The organism is Curtobacterium aurantiacum, assembly GCF_018598555.1.
Classification (GTDB): Bacteria; Actinomycetota; Actinomycetes; order Actinomycetales; family Microbacteriaceae; genus Curtobacterium; species Curtobacterium aurantiacum.
In genome coordinates this window covers 144,669-166,161 of the sequence record NZ_JAHEWN010000004.1, presented here as the reverse complement: position 1 = coordinate 166,161, position 21,493 = coordinate 144,669, and the positions used below count along the sequence as shown (strand labels likewise).

Genomic DNA, 21,493 nt, shown 5'->3' with positions numbered 1-21,493 from the left:
GGGCGTGTCGCACCCTGTCAGGGGCCCGCCGGGCGCCCCGTCAAGGCGTCGGCCAGGCGCCCCGTCAGGCCCCGTAGAACTCGCGTTCGAACACCTGACGGGCACGACGGGTGACGCCGAGGTAGTCGTCCTCGAGGCGGCTCGCGGACCCGGGCGGGTACTCCATGAGCCGCGCCACGCCCTCGAGCTGCACCCGGTCGACGGGCAGGACGTCGGTGGTCTTGCCCGACCAGAGCACGAGCGCACTGCGGGTCCGCGACGCGAAGCGCCAGGCGGCCCCGAGCCGCTCGCCGTCCTCGGCGCCGACCAGTCCGGCGTCGACCGCGGCGTCGAGCGCCTCCAGCGTCGACGTGGTCCGGAGCGACGGGATCTCGAGCGCGTGCTGCAGCTGCAGGAGCTGCACGAACCACTCGACGTCGCTGAGCGATCCCCGGCCGAGCTTGAGGTGCCGGGCGGGGTCGGCGCCGCGGGGCAGCCGCTCCGACTCGACGCGGGCCTTGATGCGGCGGACCTCGCGCACCTGGTGGTCGTCGATCTGCTCCGGGTACCGGGTCCGGTCGGCGAGGTGCTCGAAGTCGCGGAGGAGCTGCGCGTCGCCCACCGCGCCGCGGGCACGGAGGAGCGCCTGCGCCTCCCACGTGAGCGACCAGCGGGCGTAGTACGCGCCGTACGACTCGAGCGTGCGCACGACGGGACCGTTCTTGCCCTCCGGGCGCAGGTCGATGTCGAGGTCGAGCGGGTGGATCGTGTCCTCGGTGAGGCGGTTGAGCTCCCGCACGATCGTCTGGGCGGTGCGGGACGCCACCTCCGGGGCGAGGTCGGGTGCGCGGTACACGTACAGCACGTCAGCGTCCGAACCGAAGCCGAGCTCACGACCGCCGTACCGACCCATCGCGATGATCCCGAACTCGAAGCCCTCCGGGGCGTCACGGCGGGCGAGCGCGAGGGCACCGGCCAACGTGGCCTCGGTGACGTCGCTCAGTGCCGGCCCGAGCCCGTCGACGTCGAGCGACCCGAGCACCGCGGCCATGCCGAGCCGCAGGGTCTCCCGCCGCCGTGCCGAACGCAGCAGCGCGGCCGATCCGTCGACGTCGTTGCCGTGCCGGGCGGTGGTCGCGGTCATCTCGGCGAGCAGGGAGTCGATCGGCCGCGGACGCAGCAACGACTCCGGCTCGTCGAGCCAGGCGACGGCCTCCGGGAAGCGCTCGAGCAGCCCGGACAGGAACGCCGACTCCGACAGCACGGTGGTGAGCGAGTGGGCGGCACCGGACGAGTCTCGGAGCATGCGGAGGAACCAGCTCGACTCCCCCAGGCCGTCACTCAACCGTCGGAAGGCCAGCAACGCACGGTCCGGAGCGGGCCCCTCGGCCATCCAGCGGAGGAGCACCGGGAGCAGGTTGCGCTGGATCGCCGCGCGCCGACTCGTGCCCTGCGTGAGCGCACGGATGTGCCGGACGGCGCCGGCGGGGTCGACGAACCCGACACCGGCGAGCCGGTCGACGACCTGGTCGTTCGTCAGGACGATCTCGTCCTCGGTGGAGGCGACGGCGGACAGGAGGGGGCGGTAGAACAGGCGCTCGTGCAGGCCGCGGACCTCGAGCTTCACGGCACGCCACCGGGCGTCGAGGGCCTGGGCCGACGCCGCGACGCCGCTCGACCGGGCGAGGACCCGCAGCTCCTCCTCGTCGGAGGGCATCAGGTGCGTCCGCTGCAGACGGCGGAGCTGGATGCGGTGCTCGAGCACGCGGAGCAGGGCGTAGTCCGGCCCGAACCGAGCGGCCTCGGCGCGCCCGACGTACCCCGCGTCGGTCAGGGCGTCCATCGCCTCCAACGTCGAGCGGACCCGCACGGACACGTCGTCACGCCCGTGGACGAGCTGCAGGAGCTGCACGGTGAACTCGACGTCGCGCAGCCCGCCTGGGCCGAGCTTGAGCTGCCGGTCGACGTCGGCGTCCGGGATGTGCTCGGTGACCCGCTCGCGCATCCGCTGCACCGACTCGACGAACCCCGGCCGCGTGGACGAGTTCCACACGAACGGCGCGACCGCCTCGGCGTAGCGCTCCCCCAGGTCGGCCGACCCGGCGATCGGACGGGCCTTGAGCAGTGCCTGGAACTCCCACCCCTTCGCCCAGCGCTCGTAGTAGGCCACGTGCGACTCGAGCGTCCGGACGAGGGCGCCGTCCTTGCCCTCCGGCCGGAGGTTCGCGTCGACCTCCCACAGCGCGGGCTCGGCGGCGAGGTCGGTGATCGCGTGCATGGCGGCGATCGCGATCCTGGTGGAGACGAGCACGGCACGGTCGGTGGACACCTCGTCGGTCGACTCGGTGACGAAGATGACGTCCACGTCGCTCACGTAGTTCAGCTCGCGGGCGCCGGCCTTGCCCATCGCGATCACCGCGAGCGGGGTCGCCGCCACCTCGGCCGCGGGGAACGGGACCTCGCGCCGGGCGATGTCGACCGCCACGTCGAGGGTGGCGCCGGCGAGGTCGGCGAGCCCGGCAGCGACCGCCGGGAAGGCCTCCGTCGGCACCGGGTGCAGCACGTCGTACAGGGCGATCTGGGCGAGGTGCCGGCGGTAGCGCACCCGCAGGCGCATCCGGGCGTCCTCACCTGTCGCGCCGTCGACGGCCTCGGTCAGCGAGGCCGTGTACCGCTCCTGCGACCACGGTGCTCCGACCGGGTCCAGCAAGAGGGCGAGCTCGGCGGGACGCCGGTGCAGGAACTCGCCGAGGCCGATCGACGCCCCGAGCAGGTGGATCAGGCGCTCGGTGGCCACGTCGTCCGTCAGGACGGGGCGGAGCTCCTCCGGCGCGCGCTCGAGCAACCGCTCGAGCATCCGCAAGGCGCCGTCCGGGTCGGCGGTGCCGCCCCAGAGCACGGCAGACCCGCCCACCGGCAGCGGCACGTCGGGGCCGAACCGGGCCTCCAGATCGACAGCCCGAGCGAGGCTCTCCGACAGCTCGGCGAACCCCAGTCGGGCCAGCTCCGAACGTGACGTCGTCGTCCGACCGGTCATGTGGAACGTGCTCCCGAGGGGTCTGGGCGCTCGGTTCTAGAGCGCGCCGAGGTTGGTGTCGAGCTCGAAGGGGGTGACCTGGTCGCGGTAGCGCTTCCACTCCTGCCGCTTGTTGAGCAGGACGAAGTTGAAGACCTGCTCGCCGAGGGTCTCGGCCACCAGCTCGGAGTCCTCCATGAGGCTCAGGGCGTGGTCGAGGCTCGCGGGCAGCTGGCTGTAGCCCAGGGCCCGGCGCTCCGAGTCGCTGAGGCTCCAGACGTTGTCCTCGGCCTCTGCGGGGAGCTCGTACTCTTCCTCGATGCCCTTGAGCCCGGCAGCGAGCAGCAGTGAGTACGCCAGGTACGGGTTCGCCGCCGAGTCGATGCCGCGGTACTCGATGCGCGAGGACTGGCCCTTGTTCGGCTTGTACAGCGGGACGCGGACCAGGGCCGAACGGTTGTTGTGGCCCCAGGTGACGAAGGACGGGGCCTCGTCGCCGCCCCAGAGTCGCTTGTACGAGTTGACGAACTGGTTCGTCACCGCGGTGATCTCCGGCGCGTGCTTGAGCACACCGGCGATGAAGTGCTTGGCGGTCTGCGACAGCTGGTACTGGCCGCCGGCCTCGTAGAAGGCGTTCTGGTCGCCCTCGAACAGCGAGACGTGGGTGTGCATGCCCGAACCGGGCTGGCCCGAGATCGGCTTCGGCATGAACGTGGCGTACACGCCCTGCTCGATCGCGACTTCCTTCACCACGGTGCGGAAGGTCATGATGTTGTCCGCCATCGTCAGTGCGTCGGCGTAGCGGAGGTCGATCTCGTTCTGCCCGGGCCCGGCTTCGTGGTGCGAGAACTCGACCGAGATGCCGAGGTCCTCGAGCATGCGGACCGAACGGCGGCGGAAGTCGTGCGCGCTGCCGCCGGGGACGTTGTCGAAGTAGCCGGCCTGGTCGACGGGCTGCGGCCCGCCGTCCTTCCACTCGCGGCTCTTCAGCAGGTAGAACTCGATCTCGGGGTGCGTGTAGAACGTGAACCCACGGTCGCTCGCCCGCGCCAGGGTGCGCTTCAGGACGTTGCGGGGGTCGGCCACGGCGGGCTGCCCGTCCGGCGTCGTGATGTCGCAGAACATCCGAGCGGTGGGGTCGATCTCGCCACGCCACGGCAGGATCTGGAAGGTCGAGGGGTCCGGGTGGGCCAGGACGTCGGCCTCGTACGAACGGGTGAGGCCCTCGATCGCGGAGCCGTCGAACCCGATGCCCTCGGCGAACGCACCCTCGACCTCGGCCGGGGCGATCGCCACCGACTTCAGCGTCCCGATGACGTCCGTGAACCAGAGTCGGATGAACTTGATCCCGCGCTCCTCGATGGTGCGGAGCACGAAGTCCGTCTGCTTGTCCATGCACGACCTTTCCGTGTATCGGGTGGCCGCTGGCGGGCCTCGTCCCAGGCTAGTGGTCCGGCGGTGTGCGCGGGTCCGTGCGACGCGCCGCGGTGCTCAGCGGTCCTCGGCGTCCCACTTCTCGTTGTTCGCGGCGATGCGGTCGAGCGCGTGCTGCGCCTCTTCGCGCGTCGCGAACGGGCCGATGCGGTCGCGCTGCGGGGACTGCGGGCCCTGCTCGACCTGGCCGGTCTTGTCGTTGAACCACCACTGGGACTCGATGCGGTCTTCGCTCATGCCGCCCACCGTACCCACGCAACCGTCTGGAGGCCCGGTGCCGGTCCGGCGGACCGGCACCGGGCCTCCAGGCAGTCGCGCCCACCCCGTCGGGCCGCACCCTGGGGCGGTTGCGCTCGGCGCGTCGCGCCGCGGCTAGAGTGGTCCGCATGCCCCGGGACGAACACGGACACCTGACCGCCGGCCGCATCTCCCCGCACCGCGCCGTCCCGAAGGACATCGAGCGTCCGGAGTACGTCGGGAAGGTCGAGCCCCACGAGCACGGTCTCGGTGACACCTACACGCCGGACGAGGTCGAGCGCATCCGGGCCGCCGGGCGCATCGCATCGCAGGCCATCGACGCCGTCGGCGAGGCCATCCGCCCCGGCGTGACCACCGACGAGCTGGACCGCATCGGGCACGAGTTCGTCGTCGCGCACGGCGCCTACCCCTCCACGCTCGGCTACCGCGGCTACCCGAAGTCGCTCTGCTCGAGCCTCAACGAGGTCATCTGCCACGGCATCCCCGACGACACCGTGCTGCAGGAGGGCGACCTCGTCAACATCGACATCACCGCCTACCGGGACGGCATGCACGGCGACACGAACCGCACGTTCGTCGTCGGTCAGGCCGCGCCCGAGGTGGCCGACCTGGTGAACCGGACCGAAGAAGCACTGCGTCGCGGCATCAAGGCCGTCGCCCCGGGCCGGCAGGTCAACGTGATCGGCCGCGCGATCGAGGCCTACGCGAAGCGCTTCGGCTATGGCGTCGTCCGCGACTACACCGGACATGGCGTCGGTCGGGCGTTCCACTCCGGCCTGATCATCCCCCACTACGACGCACCGCAGTACGACACGGTGATCGAACCCGGCATGGTGTTCACCATCGAACCCATGCTCACGCTCGGTGGCATCGAGGCCGACATCTGGTCCGACGACTGGACGGTCTCGACCCGTGACAAGTCGTGGACCGCGCAGTTCGAGCACACCCTCGTCGTCACCGAACGCGGCGCGGAGCTCCTCACCGTCTCCTGACCGGGACCGCTCCCGGACCGGGACCCTCTTCCTGACCGGGCACCTCCGGCAGGCAACCGAAAGGCACGACAACCTCATGACCTCCCTCGCAGTCGGCGTCGACATCGGTGGTACGGGCATCAAGGGCGCGATCGTCGACGTCGCGTCCGGCGCCCTGACCACGGACCGCATCAAGAAGGCCACGCCCGAGGGCGGGAAGCCCCAGGACATCACGGCGGTGGTGAAGGAGATCATCGGCGAGCTCGCACCGGCCGACGACGTCCCCGTGGGCGTCTGCTTCCCGGCGATCGTGCGGGACGGCAAGACGATGTCCGCCGCGAACGTGTCGAAGAAGTGGATCGGCTTCGAGGCCGAGGCGCTGTTCGAGAAGGAACTCGGCCGCTCCATCCACTTCGTCAACGATGCCGACGCCGCCGGGTTCGCCGAGCAGCAGTTCGGTGCGGCCAAGGGCAAGGACGGGCTGGTCATCGTGACGACGCTCGGCACCGGCATCGGCACCGCGCTCATCAACGACGGCGTGCTCATCGTCAACTCGGAGCTCGGGCACCTGGAGATCGAGGGACACGACGCCGAGTCGCGCGCCTCGTTCGCCGCCAAGGAGCGCGACGACCTGTCGTGGAAGCACTGGGCGAAGCGCCTGCAGAAGTACTACTCGACGCTCGAGGCGCTGCTCTCCCCCGAGCTGTTCGTCGTCGGCGGCGGGGTCTCGAAGCAGTACGAGGAGTTCCTCCCGCTGCTCGACCTGCAGGCCGAGATCATCCCGGCGACGCTCCGCAACAACGCGGGCATCATCGGCGCCGCGACCCTGGCCGCGCGCAGCGTCTCGGCATAGCTGGTCGAATCGGGCGTACCTGGTCGGAACTTCCGACCAGGTACGCCCGTTCTCGTCAGGTACGCCCGTTCTCGCCAGGCACGCCCGTTCTCTCCAGGTACGCCCGTTCTCTCCAGGTACGCCCGTTCTCGTCAGGCACCGTGGAGCCGGGTAGACTCGCACCAGCGAATGGGTCGGTGAGACGGTCGCGTCGCTCCCCCGGGAGCGCCGAGGAACGTCCGGGCTCCACAGAGCAGGGCGGTGGGTAACACCCACCCGGAGCAATCCGCGAGACAGTGCCACAGAAAGCAGACCGCCGGCGGAGACGTCGGTAAGGGTGAAACGGTGGTGTAAGAGACCACCAGGGGTCCGGGTGACCGGATCCGCTCGGTAAACCTCGCCCGGAGCAAGGTCAGACAGAGGACGCTGAGGCTGCTCGCCGAGTCCTCGGGTAGACCGCTGGAGGCCGACGGCAACGTCGGTCCGAGAGAGATGGCCGTCACCGCCGTGCAAGCGGCGGGACAGAACCCGGCGTACGGCCGGCCCATTCGCCCCCTTCTCCGTGCCGGGTTGGCCCGCATCGGTCGGCGCGCGCGGCGCGCGCGGTCACGACTCCCCGCTCAGGTTCGCCGAGTGGTCACCAACTGGCGGCCGGCACGACCGCAGCCGACGGTTCGTGACCGCTCGGCGCCAGGCGAGCGACGCGTTGCGACCACCCCGCGACGGACGGGAGGCACGGTTCGGCGCCGCCACGGGCCTCCCGTCAGGCGGCGCGCGCGGTCACGACTCCCCGCTCAGGTTCGCCGAGTGGTCACCAACTGTCGGCCGGCACGACCGCAACCGACGGTTCGTGACCGCTCGGCGCCAGGCGAGCGACGCGTTGCGACCGGCCCACGACGGACGGGAGGCGCGGTGCCAGCTGGCACCGCGCCTCCCGTCCGTCTGTGTCGCGCGCCTACAGCCCGGACTCGGCCGTCCGCACCAGGATGGCGTCGCTGTCGGGGCACAGCACGACGTCGTCGGGCGCGGCCCGACGGATCGTCTGCAGGTCGGAGTTGTTGAGCGCCACGCCCGAGGCCGTCGACACGCCGCCCTGCAGCAGCGAGGCACCGAACCCGTAGCGGGCACGCTGCCGGTCGTACAGCGCGAGCAGCTCGGCCGGCACCTTGGCGGCGACGTCGGCGCGGGCCTGCTCGGCGCTCTCGCGGTCGGCGGTCAGCCGGGCGATCGCGGCGTCACGCTCGGCGACCAGGCCACCGCGGGCGGCCTCGACGTCGGCGAGCTTCGCCTCGATGTCACCGACCCGGCCGCGGAGCCCGTCGAGGTTCTCCATGATCTCGAGCTCGGCGGTCTCGAGACCACCGATGCGCCGCTGCAGCGATTCGAGCTCGCTCTGCAGCCCGGCGGCATCCTTCGCGTTGCCGACGTTCTGCAGCATCGTGGTGTCACGTTCGACCCGGGCCTGCGCGATCGCGGTGTCGGACTCCAGCCGGGCGAGCTCACGCTCGGCGTCCTCGACCTCTCCGGTGGCGGCGACGAGCTCGCTCCGGAGCGCCGCGGCCTGCTTGCCGAGCTCGGTCAGCTGGTCGCCCTTCTGCAACGAGGTGATGCGGTGCGTGATCCGGGTGACGTCGTTGTCGAGTCGCTGGACGTCGAGGAGGATGACCTGGTCCTCGGGTGCTGCCTTCATGGTCAGGCTCCTTCTGTGGGGGTGGTGGGTTCGGCGGCCGGCAGGACGGCGAAGTCCCACGGGTCGGTGCGGAGGTCGCTCACGGTGACGCGGACCCCGGCGCGGCTGCGCAGCTGTTCCGCCGCGACGTCGAGCCAGAGCCACTCGGTGGCCCAGTGCGAGGTGTCGATGAGCGCCGGCCCGCCGCCGAGGAGCGCCTGTTCGCGGAACTCGGAGGCCGGGTGGTGGCGCAGGTCGCTCGTGATGTAGACGTCGGCGTCGAGCACGGCGGGGTGCCCGAGGAGCGAGTCACCCGCGCCCGCGCAGAGCGCCACGGTGCGGAGGGGCTGGTCGAAGTCGCCGGAGACGCGGACGCCGGTCGCCGTGGGCGGCAGCAGGTCGACGAGCTTCCGGGCGAGGGCGCCGAGGGTCGTCCCCTCCGGCAGCACGCCGACGCGACCGATCCCCGTCGCGGGGTCCGCCCCGGGGTCGAGGGGGTGCTGCTCCGTCAAACCGAGGCGGTCGGCGAGGACGGCCGAGGTGCCGGTCGTCACGACGTCGGCGTTGGTGTGCGCCGCGAGCAGCCCGCTGCCGCCGCGCACGAGGGTCGCGAGGACGCTGCCCTTGTACGTCGACTCGGCGATGGTCGTGACACCACGGAGCAGCAGCGGGTGGTGCGTCAGGAGGAGACCGGCGCCGAGTTCGACGGCTTCACGGGCGGTGGCCGGGACCGCGTCGACGGCGAGGTGCACGTGCTCGACGGTGGCGTCCGGGTCGCCCGCGACGAGCCCGACGGCGTCCCACGACTCGGCACCGGCGGCGGGCCACAGGTCCTCGATCACGGCCTGGAGTTCGCGGAGCGTCGGCATCCCGTCAGTCTACCGAGGCGGCCGCCCCGGCAGGGGCAGCCGGTCCGCGTGGGGCGATCCGGGCCTCCAGGCAGTCCGTCAGCGGCGACCGAGCAGGCCGAGCAGACGGGCGACGAGTCGCGACCACCAGCCGGCGGGAGCGGCTTCGGCGGCTTCGGCGGCTTCGGCCGGAGCCTCGGTCAGGGTGTCCGACGTGTCGAGGACCGGCGCCGCGACGGCGTCCGGCAGGACAACCGGCGTGCTGGCGGTGACGCCCTGGTGCGCGGTGAGCGCTGCGGCGAAGGCCGCGCGGTCGATGACCGTCGGCCCGGTGGCGGGCAGGACGAGCGGGGTGGGTCGCGTGGCCGCGGACACCGGGGACACGGCCGGGAGGCCCGGCACCGGTCGCACGGGTTCGTCGCGTTCCGGGGTGACGAGTTCCACGGCCGGCGCGACGGTCGCGATCGGTGCCCCGGCGGAAGCGGCAGCCGGCGCGGGTGCCTGTGCCCGTGCAGATGCCGTTGCACGCCGGGTGACGAGCGGGACGGGGGTCGTCGCGGCGCGACGGGCTGCTGCGCGGTCGCGGCGGTCCGCCTCGGCGGCGGCGTCGGCCAGCAGGTCGGCGAAGACGGTGTGGGCGAAGGCGCGGGCGGCCGTCACCTCGGGGTCGTCGGAGCCGGCGACGGTGGCTTCCCACGCGGCGAGGCGTGCGAGGTCCTCGTCGCGGCGGCGGACCTCGTCCTCGAGCAGGACGATGCGGTCGACGGTGCTGCGGCCGGTGGACGACGAGACCTCGACGGCCAGGTCCTCGATGCGGAGCGCCAGGCGCTCGGGTGGCTCCGGGAACGAGGGGGCGCACACGGCGGCGTGGCGTGCACGGTCGCGACGGAAGGCGGGAGCGCCGATCGGTGCCGGTGCGGCCGCCTCGTCGGCCGTGGGCGCCACGGTGAAGCCGGGGCGCTGCACGGGCCCGGTGACTGGTGGGACGACGAGGTCCGGTACGTACGGGGCGCGGGTCGCCGGGGCGTCGCGGAGCCACTCCTCGAGCTCGCGGCCGAACGGGTCCACGAGCGGGGTGCGTGCGCCGGACTGGGTCTCCATGTCCGAAGGATAAATATCGCCGACGCCGAAACGTCGGACATCCGCGGTGTGTCGCTGCACGGCCTGCCATATCGGGCCGAACCTGAACGGCGTGTCGCGCGCATGGTTCACCGTGGCGGTCGGATGCCGTCCTCGAACGTCCGCAGCAGTGCTCGACCGGCGGGCCACGGCCCCACACCACTCGCGACGTTGACGTGTCCGAGGGCCCCGATGCGCACGCTCTGCGCGCCCATGACCTGCGCGAAGGCGAGGGCTCGATCCGCACTGCAGTACGGGTCGTCATCGCTCACGACCAGGCGCGTCGGGACCTGCTGCCCCGCGGGCACGGGCCGTGGCGCCGCGAAGCCGGACGCCTCGGCCGGGAACGATCCACCGAGCGGGTCGGGCGGGGCAACGAGGAACGCCCCGGCGACACGGTCCGGCGCATCGGTGGTGCTGGCGAGCCAGTCGGCGACGGCCAGCACGCCGAGGCTGTGGGCGATGAGCACCGGGGGTTCGGGACACGCGGCAACTGCCCTCGAGATCGCGGCACGCCAGTCGTCCGGGTCGGGTTCGCTCCAGGAGGCCGGAGCGATGCGGACGACGGCGCGCCGCTGATGATGCTCCCGCTGCCAGACGGACTGCCAGTGGTCCGGGTCCGAGTTCCAGATCCCGGGGACGATCACCCACGGTCGCGGTCTGCTCACCCCGGCAGCGTAGCGAACGGGCCGGCGAGGACCGCGGTGTCGCGGGGTCAGGGCTGCGGGACCGCGCCGCGCGGCTGCTGCAGGGTGTCGCGCGGGTACTGACCGAAGCGCGCCGCGTAGGCCGCCGAGAACCGGCCGAGGTGCGCGAAGCCCCAGCGCAGCGCGACGCTCGCCACGGTGAGCTCACCCGCCGACCCCCGACGGAGCTCCTCGTGCACGCGGTCCAGCCGGATACCGCGGAGCAACGCGTTCGGCGCCGTGCCCACCTGCCGTTGGAAGGCCTGCTGCAGCCCGCGGACGCTCAGTCCGACATGCTCGGCGACGTCGGTGGTGGTCACGGGCGTGTGGGCGAAGGCGTGCATGAACTCCAGGGCCTGGCGTACCCGGCCGGTGGCGCCCTGCGGCAGGGCGACGTCGGGGGCGATCGACTCGTGCGGGAACGTCTGGAGGAAGGACAGCGCGGTCTCGCGCACGGTCTCGGCGAGGGCGAGTTCGGTGAGCGGCGCCCGGCCGAGCACGACCGAGGCGGCGCGCTGGACCCGCGCGTTCCAGGCGCGGAGGTCTTCGGGCCGCGGCACGGCGGTGTGGTCGAAGAAGAGGGGACCGGGCCGGGTGCCGTGCACCTCGGCGGCGACACCCTCGAGGTACGCACGGTCGAACTGCACCAGGCTCTGCCGGATGTCCTGCAGGTCGAACACGAAGGGGCGCCTGGTGGGGAAGACCCGGGGCGTCCCTGGCGCGAAGTCGACCTCCTGACGCCCGACGTCAACCCGTCCCCCGCCGTCGGAGGTCCACATCACGACGTACTCGTCGGGGACCTCGACCTCGCCCTGCATCCGCCCGTCGAACCGGGTGGAGCGGAAGGTCATCGCGTCGTTGCCCACGACCTGGAACCGGTACGCGAACGGGCGATCGGTCCGGGACGCCGAGAACCCGCTGCTCTCGTAGGCCTCTTCGTACAGCTGCACGGCGGCGTCGAGTCCGGAACCGGACGTCTCGAACCGGATCCGGGGATCGGGTTCGACAGTCATCGCGCAGATCGTGACACGGTGTCCGGGATGCGCAGCAATCCCCACCGCGTCATTGCGGTTTACGGCCCGTCGAGTGCGCTGCGCGGATGACCGTCCGGAGCGATCAGTGGCGTTCGCGCAGGACCGTCCACCGGTTCCGGTCGGCGATGCGCTCGTACCGCAGGTCGTCGACGACCATGCGGACGAGGGCCAGACCACGACCACCCTCGGCGAAGTCGTCCGGCAGCTCGGCCGCGTCCGGGTCGACCGTCGCAGCGACCCCGTCGTCGGACAGCAGGGCCTGGAACCGCTCGATGCCGATCTCGAGACGGAGTTCGCACGACACGCCGTCGGCTCGGGCGCCGTGCTCGATGACGTTCGAGGTCAGCTCGACGAGGGCGAGTTCGAGGGCCATCCGGTCCTCGGCGGAGACGGTGGGGTCGTGCTGCCACACGCCCGCGAGGAAGTCGTGCACGGCCGACACGTCGTCCGGCGGGCACGCCAGTGCGAGCATGTGCTCGGCGACGGGGGCGGTCATCACCAGTCGGTCACCGCGGCGTCCCCGTCGGGGTACGTCCGCAGGATCTTGTCGATGTTCGAGAGCTTCAGGACCATCTGGACCTGCTCCGACGGTGCCGCGATACGGAGGTCTCCGCCGGCCTGTCGGGCGGTCTTCAGGCTGCCGACCAGTGCGCCGAGGCCGGAGGAGTCCATGAACTCGACCCCGGAGAGCTCGACGACGAGCCGCGAACGCCCGTTCCCGACGATCTGCGCGACCGTTTCGCGGAACGTGGGCGCCGAGACCATGTTGAGTCGGCCGCTGCACTCCAGGACGGCGGTGTCGGTCTCCGCCTCGTGTACGACGATGTCCATCTCGGTTGGTCTCCTCAGATCGGTGCGCCTTGCAAGCAGCAACCTACCGGCTCGACGCCTCGGAATGGTCACGATGTCGCCGAGTCGCCGTCACCTGGACCATGACTGACGCCGCCGCGAGCGGTCACGACACCCCGCTCACGTCCGCCGAGAGGTCACGATTGTTCGCTCGGCGACCGCGCGTCCGACGGTTCGCGACATCTCGCCAGCGCTCACGCGGCATGTCCCGAGCACGCGGCGGAGCGGCCCCGGACGTGCGCACGGACGCAACGGGAGGCCCGGTGCCAGCTGGCACCGGGCCTCCCGTCCGGCGGTTCCGGGCGTCAGCCCGTGTTCTGCAGGCCGGCGGCGATCCCGTTCACGGTGAGGAGCAGGAGCCGGTGGTCGGCGTCCGTCGGGTCGGTGCTGCCGGACGTGCGGATGGCGCGCAGCGCACGGAGCTGCAAGTGCGACAGGGCGTCGACGTAGGGACTGCGGAGCCGGACGGCGCGCGCGAGGACGGGGCGGTCCTCGAGCACGTCGCTGCCGCCGGAGACACGGAGCACCCAGTCGCGGGTGCGCACCATCTCGTCGAGCACCTTCGCGGCGAGGTCGTCGCGGTCGGCGAGCTCGAGGTACCGGCGGGCGATGTGCTCGTCGGTCTTCGCGAGCGACATCTCGACGTTCTTGATCATCGCGGCGAACAGCGGCCACTCGGTGTACGCGGCGCGGAGCACGTCGACGTCGCCGACGGCCTCGAGCGCGGAGCCGAGCCCGTACCAGCCGGCGAGGTTGATGCGCGCCTGCGTCCACGAGAACACCCACGGGATTGCGCGGAGGTCCTCCAGCGACTCCACCGACAGGCCACGACGGGCCGGGCGGGAGCCGAGGGGCAGCAGGCCGATCTCCTCCATCGGGGTGACCCGGGCGAACCACGGCGCGAAGCCGTCGGCCTTGACCAGGTCGTAGAAGGCGACGCGCGAGACGTCGTCGAGCTGCTGGGCGAGGTCGGCGAACCGAGCGGCCGCGGCGGCGGTGCGCGCCTCGTTCGACGGCGACGAGGCGAACAGCGTCGCCGAGGCCATCTGCTCGAGGTGGCGGGCTGCGATGTCCTGGTCGCCGTACTGGGCGAAGATGACCTCGCCCTGCTCGGTGAGCTTGAGCCGACCGTCGATCGACCCCGGCGGCTGTGCGAGGACGGCCTCGTTGGCGGGACCGCCACCGCGGCCGAGCGAACCGCCGCGGCCGTGGAACAGGGTCAGCTCGATGTCGTTGTCGCGAGCCCAGTCGGCGATGCGGGCCTGGGCGTCGTAGAGCGCCAGGTTCGCGGACACCGGGCCGACGTCCTTCGACGAGTCCGAGTAGCCGAGCATGACCTCGAGCCGACGACCGGTCGCGGCGAGGCGCCGCTGGAACGCCTCGGTGCGGACGGCCTCGTCGAGGATGTCGACGCTGGCGTGCAGGTCGGCGAAGGTCTCGAACAGCGGGATGACGTCGAGCACCGGAGCGGCCTCGGCCGACCCGAGGGCGGCGACCGCGAGTTCGTGCACGTTCGCGAGGTCCGCCGGGGACTGCGTGAAGGACACGATGTACCGGTTCGCCGCGCGGACGCCGTAACGGGACTGCAGCCCGGCGATCGTGCGGAAGACGGCGAGGACCTCTTCCGTGGTCTCGCTCAGTTCGCCACCGGCGCGGATTTCGGCGAAGGCCGTACGGTGCACCTGCGAGTGCTGGCGGACCTCGAGCTCGGCCAGGTGGAAGCCGAAGGTCTCGACCTGCCAGATGAGGTTCTGCAGTTCGCCGTTCGCCGGTCGGATCGCACCGGCGGCGATGAGCGACGCCTGGATGACACGGAGGTCGGCAAGCAGCGCCTCGGGGCCGTCGTAGGCGAGCGCGGTGCCGGTCCGGGTGGCGTCGATGCGCGCGGCGACGAACAGGAGCGCACGTCGGTGCGTCTCGTTCGGTGCGCGGACACCGATGCGCTCCGCGATGCCCGGGTCGAGCAACTCCTGCGACGCGACGAGTGCGGTGAGCCCGGCGTCGGCCGGGGTGTCGCTCGCGTCGAGGGTCAGGGCGCTGCCGATGCGGGTGGTCGCGCGGGCGAGGCCGAGCAGGATGTGCTCCGCCGCGATCTCCGCCGCCTGGCGCGTGACCTCGGCCGTGACGTGCGGGTTGCCGTCGCGGTCGCCGCCGATCCAGGTGCCGAAGCGCACGAAGGCGGGCGCGATCACCGGAGCACGGCCGGCGTCGTCGCCCTGCAGCCGGTCGTCGAGCAGGCGGTAGACCTGCGGGACGATCTCGAACAGCGTCTGGTCGAACACGCTCATGGCGGTGCGGACCTCGTCGAGCGGGGTCGGCCGGGTGGTCCGGAGCGGCGAGGTGCGCAGGAGGGTCGTGATCTCCTCGAGCAGGCGACGCTCGTTCTCGGCGCGGGCCGTGGCGTTGCGGGCACGGTCGCGCTCGTCGATGAGGTCGGTGATGCGGCGGACGCCCGTGGTGACCGCTCGCCGGCGGGCCTCGGTCGGGTGCGCCGTCAGCACCGGGTGGAACCGCAGGGTCCGGAGCCGCTCGGCGGCTTCGGCCTCGCCGACCTCGGCGACGAGCTCGGCGTAGGTGGCGGGGAACGAGTCCCCCGCCACGCCGCCGTCGTCGCCGCGCTGCCGGAGGACCCGCACGCGGTGGTGCTCCTCGGCCAGGTTGGTGAGGTGGAAGTAGGTGGTGAACGCCTGTGCCACGGCCTCGGCGCGTTCGGCCGACATGCCGGAGACGATGGCCTGGGCACGTGCTGCGCCCTCGGCGTGGTCGCCCTCGTAGGCGTCGATCACGGCGGCGCGCAACGACTCCACGTCGTGGAGCAGTTCGTCGCCCCCGTTCTCCCGCAGCACCCGGCCGAGCAGGTTGCCGAGGTACCGCACGTCGGCGCGCAGGTCACTGTCGACCGCGCCGCTGACGTCGTCCCGCGCGCGCTCGTGGCGTGCAGATCCGTCGATCGCCGTCATGGAGTCCTTTCCGGGTCGTCCGGGAGGCTGGTCCCGGGTCCCAGCAGCGTATCGGCACGCGGGGGCGCATGACGTCGACCGTCCGGACGGACGCGCGGCACCGAGGCGGACCCGTCCAGGTGCCGGGTCAGGCCGTGACGGTGCCGTCGCGGACGGGTCCGGCGCTGGGGTCAGGCCGTGACGGCGCCGATCGACGCGCCGCCGGGCTCCTGACGGAACGGAGCACGCCGGGCATCGAGTCCCGCGAGCAGCCCGCGGTTCAGCTCGTAGGCCAGCTCGACCTCGGCGATGACCTGCTCCTGCTCCTCGGCCGACCAGGGCGCGACATCCAGCTGTGCCCGGTAGGTGTGCTCGAAGTCGCCCGGGTCGGCGACCTGGTCGAAGATGTAGAAGAGGACACCGTTCGTGTCGAACCCGAACCGCTCGGCCAGCACCTGGCCGATCACGTGGCCGCCGGACACGTCGCCGAGGTAGCGCGTGTAGTGGTGCGCCACGAAGCCGCCGGGCCACTCGGCCGCGACCTCGTTGAGCCGGCGAACGTACGCCGTCGTCGCGGGGAGTGGGCACACCAGCTCGGACCAGTCCGGGCCGATGAGGTACTCGAGGTCGGCGCGGATCGCCGGCATCCGGGTGAGCTGCGCGGTGACGAACGGTGCCGCCACGGGGTGGTCCGCCATGCGTTCCGCGGCCCGTTCGAGCGCGTCGTACACGAAGGCGTACTGACCGAGCAGGTCCGCGTAGTCGGCGACGTCGCAGTCACCGCCGAGCAGGTCCTGCATGAAGCCGCTCGTGGCCGAGGCACCGTGCGAGCGCCGCGTGCGTCGCCGCAGCAGCTCGGAGAACGGGATGACGGTCGAGTCCATGAGGTAAGGCTAACCTTAGTGCTGCGCGCGTCAAGCAGGGATCACCCAGGTGACGCCGAACCTGCGAGAGGAAGCTCCCCCACGATGAGCTCGAAACCCAAGCGCCCCCAGCACGTCTTCGTCGTCGACCGCACCGAACGGCTCTCGCCCCACATGGTGCGCGTGCACCTGGGCGGCTCGGCCTTCGAGGACTTCGTCGCCCAGGCCGACCCCGACCGGCTCGCCGCGACCGACAAGTACGTCAAGCTCCTGCTCGCGAAGCCGTTGCTCGGACTCGTGCCGCCCTACGACCTCGAGGCCCTGCGCGAGACCCTGCCGAAGCAGGACCGCCCCGCCCGCCGCACCTACACCGTGCGCGCGGTCGACCACACCACCCGCACCATTGCGATCGACTTCGTCGTGCACGGCGACGAGGGCCTCGCCGGTCCCTGGGCAGCGTCCGCGCAGCCGGGCGATCGACTCGCCCTGTCCGGACCCGGTGGTGGCTACGCGCCGACCACCGACCCGACGGTCACGCACGTGCTGCTCGGTGACGACAGCGCCCTGCCCGCGATCGGCGCCGCACTCGAGTCGATGCCCGACACCGCCACGGGCGTCGCCCTGGTCGAGGTGGCCGGGCCCGCAGACGAGCAGGACCTCCGGCACCCGGCCGGGGTCGACCTGCGGTGGCTGCACCGGGACGCCACCGGCGCCCAGCCGGGCACGCTCCTGCTGGAGACGGCCCGCGGACTGCCACGTGCCTCCCGGCCGGTGCAGGTCTTCGCGCACGGCGAGCGGACCGCGATGAAGGCGATCCGTCGGCTGCTGCAGGACGACTGGGGGCTGGAGAAGCGTGAGATGTCGTTGTCGGCGTACTGGGCGCTCGGTCGTGGTGAGGACGAGTTCCAGGAGGAGAAGCGCGAGCCCGTCGGGGTGATCTTCACCGACTGACGGCGGTGTTCGGGCTGGTGGTGGTGGTGCTTGGTTCTCGCAGGTACGCCCGGTCTTGGCAGGTACGCCCGGTCTTGGTAGGCATGCCCGGTTCTTCCCAGAGCGGGTGCGATGGCTGGTGGGAACGGGCGTACCTGGTCGGAACAACGGATCAGGTACGCCCGTTCTTGGTAGGTACGCCCGTTCTTGGTAGGTACGCCCGGTGTTGGCAGGCATGCCCGGTTCTTCCCAGAGCGGGCGCGATGGCTGGTGGGAACGGGCGTACCTGGTCGGAACAACGGATCCGGTACGCCTGATTCGACCAGGTACGCCCGATTCGACCAGGTACGCCCGGTTCCGCCAAGGACGCCCGGTACGTCAGCGGCGGCCGAGCGGCCGGGAGGCCCGGGGCACGTCGGTGGGTCGGGCTAGCGTTCGGCGCATGGTCACCTCCTCGTGCTGCGTGCCGGGTTGCGCGGGCGAGCCCGCTGATGGGCTCGCGGGCCTCCCGCTCTGCGGCGCGCACGTCGCGCTGGTCACCGAGTTCGCCACCGAGCACCCGGGAATCGAGGACGCCCTGCCCGGCCCGTGCCCGGCGTGTGGGTCGCGGATCGGTGTGCGGTACGCCTCCGGTGCGGTGTGTGCCCGGTGCGAGTGGCGCTGGGGTGACGTGCCCGACGGGGACCTCGCTCCCCCTCGGGTCGACGTCGTCTACTACCTGCGGATGCGGGACGACTTCGGCGACCGCATCAAGATCGGCACGACGATGAACCCGCGGCAGCGGCTCGCGGCGATCCCGCACCAGGACCTACTGGCCTTCGAGCGGGGCGACCGGACGCTGGAACGCCGCCGCCACGCCACCTTCGCCGCCAGCCGGTACCCGGGCACCGAGTGGTTCCGGGTGACGCCGGAACTCCTGGCCCACGTGGACGCCGTCGCCGCCGGGGTCGACGACCCGTGGGACCTGCACGCCCGGTGGACGAGCGAGGCGCTCGCGCTGCGGGGCTGACCCTCCAGTGTCGGACCGACGGCGCTCAGGCCGCGGCCTGCAGCATGCGGTCGGCGGTGCGGAGTGAGAGCGCCATGATCGTCAGGGCGGGGTTCGCGATGACCGCGCTCGGGAACACCGAGTTGTCGGCGATCCACAGGTTCGGGACGTCCCAGGAGCGGCCGTCCTGGTCCACCACCGAGGACTCACGGTCGGTGCCCATCCGCGCCGTGCCGATCGTGTGCGCGGTGCGGTCGAGGACCCGGACGTCCGTGCCACCCGCTGCCTCGACGATGGTCGTCATGGTGCGGACAGCGTGGCGGCGGATCGCTTCCTCGTTGGAGCCCGGCGTGAACGAGACCCGGGCACGCGGGACACCGTGCTCGTCGAGCTCGTCGGTCAGCTCGAGCCGGTTGTCGTCGTAGGGCAGGCACTCGGCGTTGATGCCGACGCCGGCCGAGAACGGGTAGTCCTGCAGCGCGCGGACGAGCTCGGCGCCGCGGAGTCCGCCACCTCGGACGAGCGAGGTCGCGAAGGTCTGCGGCTGCACGCCCAGGCTCTGGATGAGGTAGCCGCCCGCGAAGTCCGCGTCCGCCGGTCGGACGAAGTCCTCGGTGATGATCGACGACGGGTACCCGCGGTACGACCGCATCGACTCGTCGAACCGTGCCCACACCTGGGTGGCTCCGTGCGCGGTGAAGTTCCGGCCGACCTGCCCACTGCCGTTCCCGACGCCGGTGTGCAGCAGCAGCCGCGGCGTCTCGACACCGCCCGCGGCGAGAACGAGGGACCGGCAGTGCTGACGGTGCTCGCGCCCGCCAGCGGTGTACAGGACCGCCTCGACCCGACCCGCGGCGTCCAACTCGATGCCGTGCACGAAGGACTCCGGACGGATCTCAGCACCGAACGCCACGGCGGCGGGCAGGTAGGTCGTGTCCATCGACACCTTCGAGCCGTTGCGACAGCCCTGGTGGCACGACCCGCACGCGACGCAGGCCTGACGCAGTCCGTGGTGGTCCTGGTGGCGGTCCTCGGTGGTCAGGCCGACCGGGGCATCGGTCGCGATGATCCCTGCCGCTGCGGTGCCGCGCATCATCATGTCGGACGAGGCGTTCCGGGCCGGCGGACGCATCCGGTAGCGGCGGGACGGGTCCCACGGGTAGTGCTCGGGGCCGGCGACGCCGACGTCGTGCTCGACCTGCTCGATCCAGCCGGTGAGCTCGGCGTGGCTGATCGGCCAGTCCTGCCCCGCGCCGCTCTCGGTGCGGAGTCGCAGGTCGTGCTCGCTCGGTCGCGGGGTGAACGCTCCCCAGTGCAGCGTCGAGCCGCCGACACCGGTGCCGCTGTTGTTCGGGCCGAAGGCCGTGGGGGCTCCACCGCCGCTCAGCCGCTCGTCCATCCAGTTGATGTCACCGGGGGCGGCGACCTCGTCCGGCACGTGGTCGCCCGGCTCGGTGTTGCGACCGGCTTCGAGCGCGACGACCGACAGGCCACGGCGGGCCAGCGATGCGAGGAGCGGTGCTCCCCCGGCCCCGGTGCCGACCACCACCACGTCGACGACGTCGTCCGTACCGTACGTGCGTTGTCCGTCGAGTCTCATCGTGTTGCTCCGGTCGTCGGTGCGGTGTCGATCGTGGTGGCGGCGGGGACACCGGCGGGTGCGTCCTTCTGGGTCGCGGCACCGGCCCCCGTCGGGGCGTCCGGTTCCCAGGCCTCGCGCTCGCCCGCCGCGAGGAGCTGGAAGCCCTGCTTGCGGACACCGTCGCCGCCGTTCGCGTAGCCGTCGAAGTCGATGGCGGCCATCGTCGCGGGGTGTGCGAGCCAGTGCTTCACGAGGTCGACGCTGGCGTCCTCGAACCACGCGCGCAGCTGCTCGGCGTCGAGACCACCATCGGCGCGGTACCGCCCGGCGGCCACGGCCTCGAGGGCCTGGTCGAGCACCCCGTCGCGGGCGGGTGCGGCGAGCACGTCGAGCGCGGCACGGTAGGCCTCGCTGTCCACCGGCAGGCCGTCCGGCCGCCAGCCGTCGCCGAGCCCCGCGGCCAGCTGCGCGTCGACCCGCAGTGCGAGGTCGACCTGGTCGGTGCCGGGCTGCGGGACGACGATCCGCGCGACGGCACGCAGGGTGTCCAACTGCGTCGGCGTCAGTGCGTGGGGTGCTGCGGCCGGGTCGTCGGGCAGGGCCCGCTCGGCGAGCAGGCCCCGCGTCCGGGCGCTGACCCGCGGGGAGGCGATCACGCGTGCGTGCTCCACCGGGACGACCGGCGATCCCGTGACGCGGCGCTGCCAGAAGTCGCGGATGCGCTCGGCCACGGTCTCGGGCTGTTCCCAGGGCAGCAGGTGGGCAGCCCCGTCGACGACGTGCAGCTCGCTGTTCGGCCAGTGCGGCAGGGTCAGGCGGCGCTGGGCGTCGGCATCGAGGTCGCCGTCCTCGGCGCCGGCGAGCACCAGGGCGGGCACCGGGTTCGGTGCGACGTCCGACCAGTCCTCGCGGCTGCCGCGGGACAGCCAGTCCGTCCAGGCCGCGGGGTCGGTCCGCTCGACGTCCTGCACCGCCCGGCTGTGCCGCGCGGGTGCCAGGGGTGCGGCGGTGTTGGCGGCGACGAACTCCTCGGCGTCCTCGGCGGAGATCGGGCCACCGGCAGCCCACGACAGCATCGTCCAGCGGCGGTCGTCGTCCATCGGCTCCGGGGCGAGCGGGGACGCGGCGAGGAGCACCACGGCTCGCAGCCCGAACAGGCCGTTCGCGCCGGAGATCGTGCGGTCGGCCACCACTGTGGCGACCTTGCCGCCCATCGAGTGCCCGAGGAGCATCCACTCCGTCGAGCCGCTCGCCCCGATCGCGCGCTCCACCAGGACGGCCATCTCCTCGACGGTGGTGCCGGACGACGCCGGGCTGCGACCGAAGCCGGGCAGGTCGATGCCGATCAGGTCGAGGTCGCCGAGGAGTTCGGCGCGGAGCAGCGCGAACTCCTCGGAACTGGCGCCGAGGGCATGGAGACAGAAGACGGTGGTCACCATGTATACCTACCCGTCGCTCGCGACCGCTCCCAGCCGAGTCGTACCCCGTCGGGTCGT

The 21,493-nt window shown here is 72.2% G+C and carries 18 protein-coding genes and 1 other RNA gene; 5 read left to right on the top strand and 14 right to left on the bottom strand.

From position 1 onward, the window contains the following. Positions 1-64: 64 nt before the first annotated feature. The 3 genes from KK087_RS05835 to KK087_RS05825 all read right to left on the bottom strand — a co-directional run bounded on the left by KK087_RS05835 (position 65) and on the right by KK087_RS05825 (position 4,666). The gene (locus KK087_RS05835; protein ID WP_214564511.1) at positions 65-3,016 is read right to left on the bottom strand and encodes a bifunctional [glutamine synthetase] adenylyltransferase/[glutamine synthetase]-adenylyl-L-tyrosine phosphorylase; all 2,952 of its coding nucleotides are present in this window, start codon (positions 3,014-3,016) and stop codon (positions 65-67) included. Positions 3,017-3,052: 36 nt separating this feature from the next. Next, complete coding sequence (gene glnA / locus KK087_RS05830; protein ID WP_027465449.1) at positions 3,053-4,390, bottom strand: type I glutamate--ammonia ligase; 1,338 nt, start codon at positions 4,388-4,390, stop codon at positions 3,053-3,055. A 96-nt stretch (positions 4,391-4,486) separates the two neighbouring features. Continuing rightward, on the bottom strand, positions 4,487-4,666 hold the full coding sequence (locus KK087_RS05825; protein WP_027465448.1) for an SPOR domain-containing protein: 180 nt from the start codon (positions 4,664-4,666) through the stop codon (positions 4,487-4,489). A gap of 149 nt (positions 4,667-4,815) precedes the next feature. On the opposite strand from KK087_RS05825, the gene map reads away from it, so the two are divergent. From map to rnpB, 3 genes are all read left to right on the top strand, one after another. Further along, positions 4,816-5,679 carry a type I methionyl aminopeptidase gene (gene map / locus KK087_RS05820; protein ID WP_214564510.1) on the top strand — a complete coding sequence of 288 codons (864 nt, stop codon included), beginning with the start codon at positions 4,816-4,818 and terminating at the stop codon, positions 5,677-5,679. 76 nt (positions 5,680-5,755) lie between these two features. Then, positions 5,756-6,511 carry a polyphosphate--glucose phosphotransferase gene (ppgK, locus tag KK087_RS05815; protein ID WP_214530461.1) on the top strand — a complete coding sequence of 252 codons (756 nt, stop codon included), beginning with the start codon at positions 5,756-5,758 and terminating at the stop codon, positions 6,509-6,511. A 169-nt stretch (positions 6,512-6,680) separates the two neighbouring features. Then, positions 6,681-7,041: RNase P RNA component class A (gene rnpB / locus KK087_RS05810), an RNA gene on the top strand. 404 nt (positions 7,042-7,445) lie between these two features. On the opposite strand, the gene KK087_RS05805 is transcribed toward rnpB, so the two are convergent. From KK087_RS05805 to KK087_RS05765, 9 genes are all read right to left on the bottom strand, one after another. Then, the gene (locus KK087_RS05805; protein WP_214564509.1) at positions 7,446-8,180 is read right to left on the bottom strand and encodes a zinc ribbon domain-containing protein; all 735 of its coding nucleotides are present in this window, start codon (positions 8,178-8,180) and stop codon (positions 7,446-7,448) included. A 2-nt stretch (positions 8,181-8,182) separates the two neighbouring features. Then, the gene (locus tag KK087_RS05800) at positions 8,183-9,028 is read right to left on the bottom strand and encodes a Nif3-like dinuclear metal center hexameric protein (protein WP_214544695.1); all 846 of its coding nucleotides are present in this window, start codon (positions 9,026-9,028) and stop codon (positions 8,183-8,185) included. Positions 9,029-9,106: 78 nt separating this feature from the next. After that, the gene (locus KK087_RS05795) at positions 9,107-10,108 is read right to left on the bottom strand and encodes a hypothetical protein (RefSeq protein WP_214564508.1); all 1,002 of its coding nucleotides are present in this window, start codon (positions 10,106-10,108) and stop codon (positions 9,107-9,109) included. A gap of 107 nt (positions 10,109-10,215) precedes the next feature. Then, the gene (locus tag KK087_RS05790) at positions 10,216-10,794 is read right to left on the bottom strand and encodes an RBBP9/YdeN family alpha/beta hydrolase (RefSeq protein ID WP_214564507.1); all 579 of its coding nucleotides are present in this window, start codon (positions 10,792-10,794) and stop codon (positions 10,216-10,218) included. A 47-nt stretch (positions 10,795-10,841) separates the two neighbouring features. After that, a complete protein-coding gene (locus tag KK087_RS05785; RefSeq protein ID WP_214564506.1) occupies positions 10,842-11,825 on the bottom strand; it encodes a helix-turn-helix transcriptional regulator in 984 nt (327 codons plus the stop codon). Between the two features lie 103 nt (positions 11,826-11,928). Then, positions 11,929-12,342 (bottom strand): ATP-binding protein, encoded by a 414-nt coding sequence (locus KK087_RS05780; protein WP_214564505.1) that lies wholly within the window; start codon positions 12,340-12,342, stop codon positions 11,929-11,931. Beyond that, positions 12,342-12,677 carry an STAS domain-containing protein gene (locus KK087_RS05775; RefSeq protein WP_017886068.1) on the bottom strand — a complete coding sequence of 112 codons (336 nt, stop codon included), beginning with the start codon at positions 12,675-12,677 and terminating at the stop codon, positions 12,342-12,344. Before KK087_RS05775 ends, KK087_RS05780 begins: the two co-directional genes overlap by 1 nt. A 323-nt stretch (positions 12,678-13,000) precedes the next feature. Further along, a complete protein-coding gene (locus tag KK087_RS05770; protein WP_214564504.1) occupies positions 13,001-15,655 on the bottom strand; it encodes a phosphoenolpyruvate carboxylase in 2,655 nt (884 codons plus the stop codon). A 170-nt stretch (positions 15,656-15,825) separates the two neighbouring features. Then, positions 15,826-16,518 (bottom strand): biliverdin-producing heme oxygenase, encoded by a 693-nt coding sequence (locus tag KK087_RS05765; protein WP_214564503.1) that lies wholly within the window; start codon positions 16,516-16,518, stop codon positions 15,826-15,828. Between the two features lie 84 nt (positions 16,519-16,602). On the opposite strand from KK087_RS05765, the gene KK087_RS05760 reads away from it, so the two are divergent. Further along, positions 16,603-17,448, top strand: a complete 846-nt coding sequence (locus tag KK087_RS05760) for a siderophore-interacting protein (RefSeq protein ID WP_214564502.1) — start codon at positions 16,603-16,605, stop codon at positions 17,446-17,448. Positions 17,449-17,869: 421 nt separating this feature from the next. Then, positions 17,870-18,436, top strand: coding sequence for a GIY-YIG nuclease family protein (locus KK087_RS05755; RefSeq protein ID WP_214564501.1), 567 nt, complete (start codon positions 17,870-17,872; stop codon positions 18,434-18,436). Between the two features lie 25 nt (positions 18,437-18,461). Here KK087_RS05755 and KK087_RS05750 read toward each other — a convergent pair whose 3' ends face one another. Further along, on the bottom strand, positions 18,462-20,015 hold the full coding sequence (locus KK087_RS05750; RefSeq protein WP_214564500.1) for a GMC family oxidoreductase: 1,554 nt from the start codon (positions 20,013-20,015) through the stop codon (positions 18,462-18,464). Continuing rightward, complete coding sequence (locus tag KK087_RS05745) at positions 20,012-21,436, bottom strand: alpha/beta fold hydrolase (protein WP_214564499.1); 1,425 nt, start codon at positions 21,434-21,436, stop codon at positions 20,012-20,014. The genes KK087_RS05750 and KK087_RS05745 overlap by 4 nt, the downstream gene beginning before the upstream one ends. Positions 21,437-21,493: the final 57 nt, after the last annotated feature.

What these genes read in the sequence shown, in the direction of transcription:
- KK087_RS05775 (WP_017886068.1), bottom strand. Translation starts at nt 12,677, where the DNA reads ATGGACATCGTCGTACACGAGGCGGAGACCGACACCGCCGTCCTGGAG.
- KK087_RS05795 (WP_214564508.1), bottom strand. Translation starts at nt 10,108, where the DNA reads ATGGAGACCCAGTCCGGCGCACGCACCCCGCTCGTGGACCCGTTCGGC.
- KK087_RS05770 (WP_214564504.1), bottom strand. Translation starts at nt 15,655, where the DNA reads ATGACGGCGATCGACGGATCTGCACGCCACGAGCGCGCGCGGGACGAC.
- KK087_RS05765 (WP_214564503.1), bottom strand. Translation starts at nt 16,518, where the DNA reads ATGGACTCGACCGTCATCCCGTTCTCCGAGCTGCTGCGGCGACGCACG.
- KK087_RS05780 (WP_214564505.1), bottom strand. Translation starts at nt 12,342, where the DNA reads ATGACCGCCCCCGTCGCCGAGCACATGCTCGCACTGGCGTGCCCGCCG.
- KK087_RS05835 (WP_214564511.1), bottom strand. Translation starts at nt 3,016, where the DNA reads ATGACCGGTCGGACGACGACGTCACGTTCGGAGCTGGCCCGACTGGGG.
- KK087_RS05825 (WP_027465448.1), bottom strand. Translation starts at nt 4,666, where the DNA reads ATGAGCGAAGACCGCATCGAGTCCCAGTGGTGGTTCAACGACAAGACC.
- map (WP_214564510.1), top strand. Translation starts at nt 4,816, where the DNA reads ATGCCCCGGGACGAACACGGACACCTGACCGCCGGCCGCATCTCCCCG.
- KK087_RS05800 (WP_214544695.1), bottom strand. Translation starts at nt 9,028, where the DNA reads ATGCCGACGCTCCGCGAACTCCAGGCCGTGATCGAGGACCTGTGGCCC.
- ppgK (WP_214530461.1), top strand. Translation starts at nt 5,756, where the DNA reads ATGACCTCCCTCGCAGTCGGCGTCGACATCGGTGGTACGGGCATCAAG.
- KK087_RS05785 (WP_214564506.1), bottom strand. Translation starts at nt 11,825, where the DNA reads ATGACTGTCGAACCCGATCCCCGGATCCGGTTCGAGACGTCCGGTTCC.
- KK087_RS05760 (WP_214564502.1), top strand. Translation starts at nt 16,603, where the DNA reads ATGAGCTCGAAACCCAAGCGCCCCCAGCACGTCTTCGTCGTCGACCGC.
- KK087_RS05805 (WP_214564509.1), bottom strand. Translation starts at nt 8,180, where the DNA reads ATGAAGGCAGCACCCGAGGACCAGGTCATCCTCCTCGACGTCCAGCGA.
- KK087_RS05750 (WP_214564500.1), bottom strand. Translation starts at nt 20,015, where the DNA reads ATGAGACTCGACGGACAACGCACGTACGGTACGGACGACGTCGTCGAC.
- KK087_RS05745 (WP_214564499.1), bottom strand. Translation starts at nt 21,436, where the DNA reads ATGGTGACCACCGTCTTCTGTCTCCATGCCCTCGGCGCCAGTTCCGAG.
- KK087_RS05755 (WP_214564501.1), top strand. Translation starts at nt 17,870, where the DNA reads ATGGTCACCTCCTCGTGCTGCGTGCCGGGTTGCGCGGGCGAGCCCGCT.
- glnA (WP_027465449.1), bottom strand. Translation starts at nt 4,390, where the DNA reads ATGGACAAGCAGACGGACTTCGTGCTCCGCACCATCGAGGAGCGCGGG.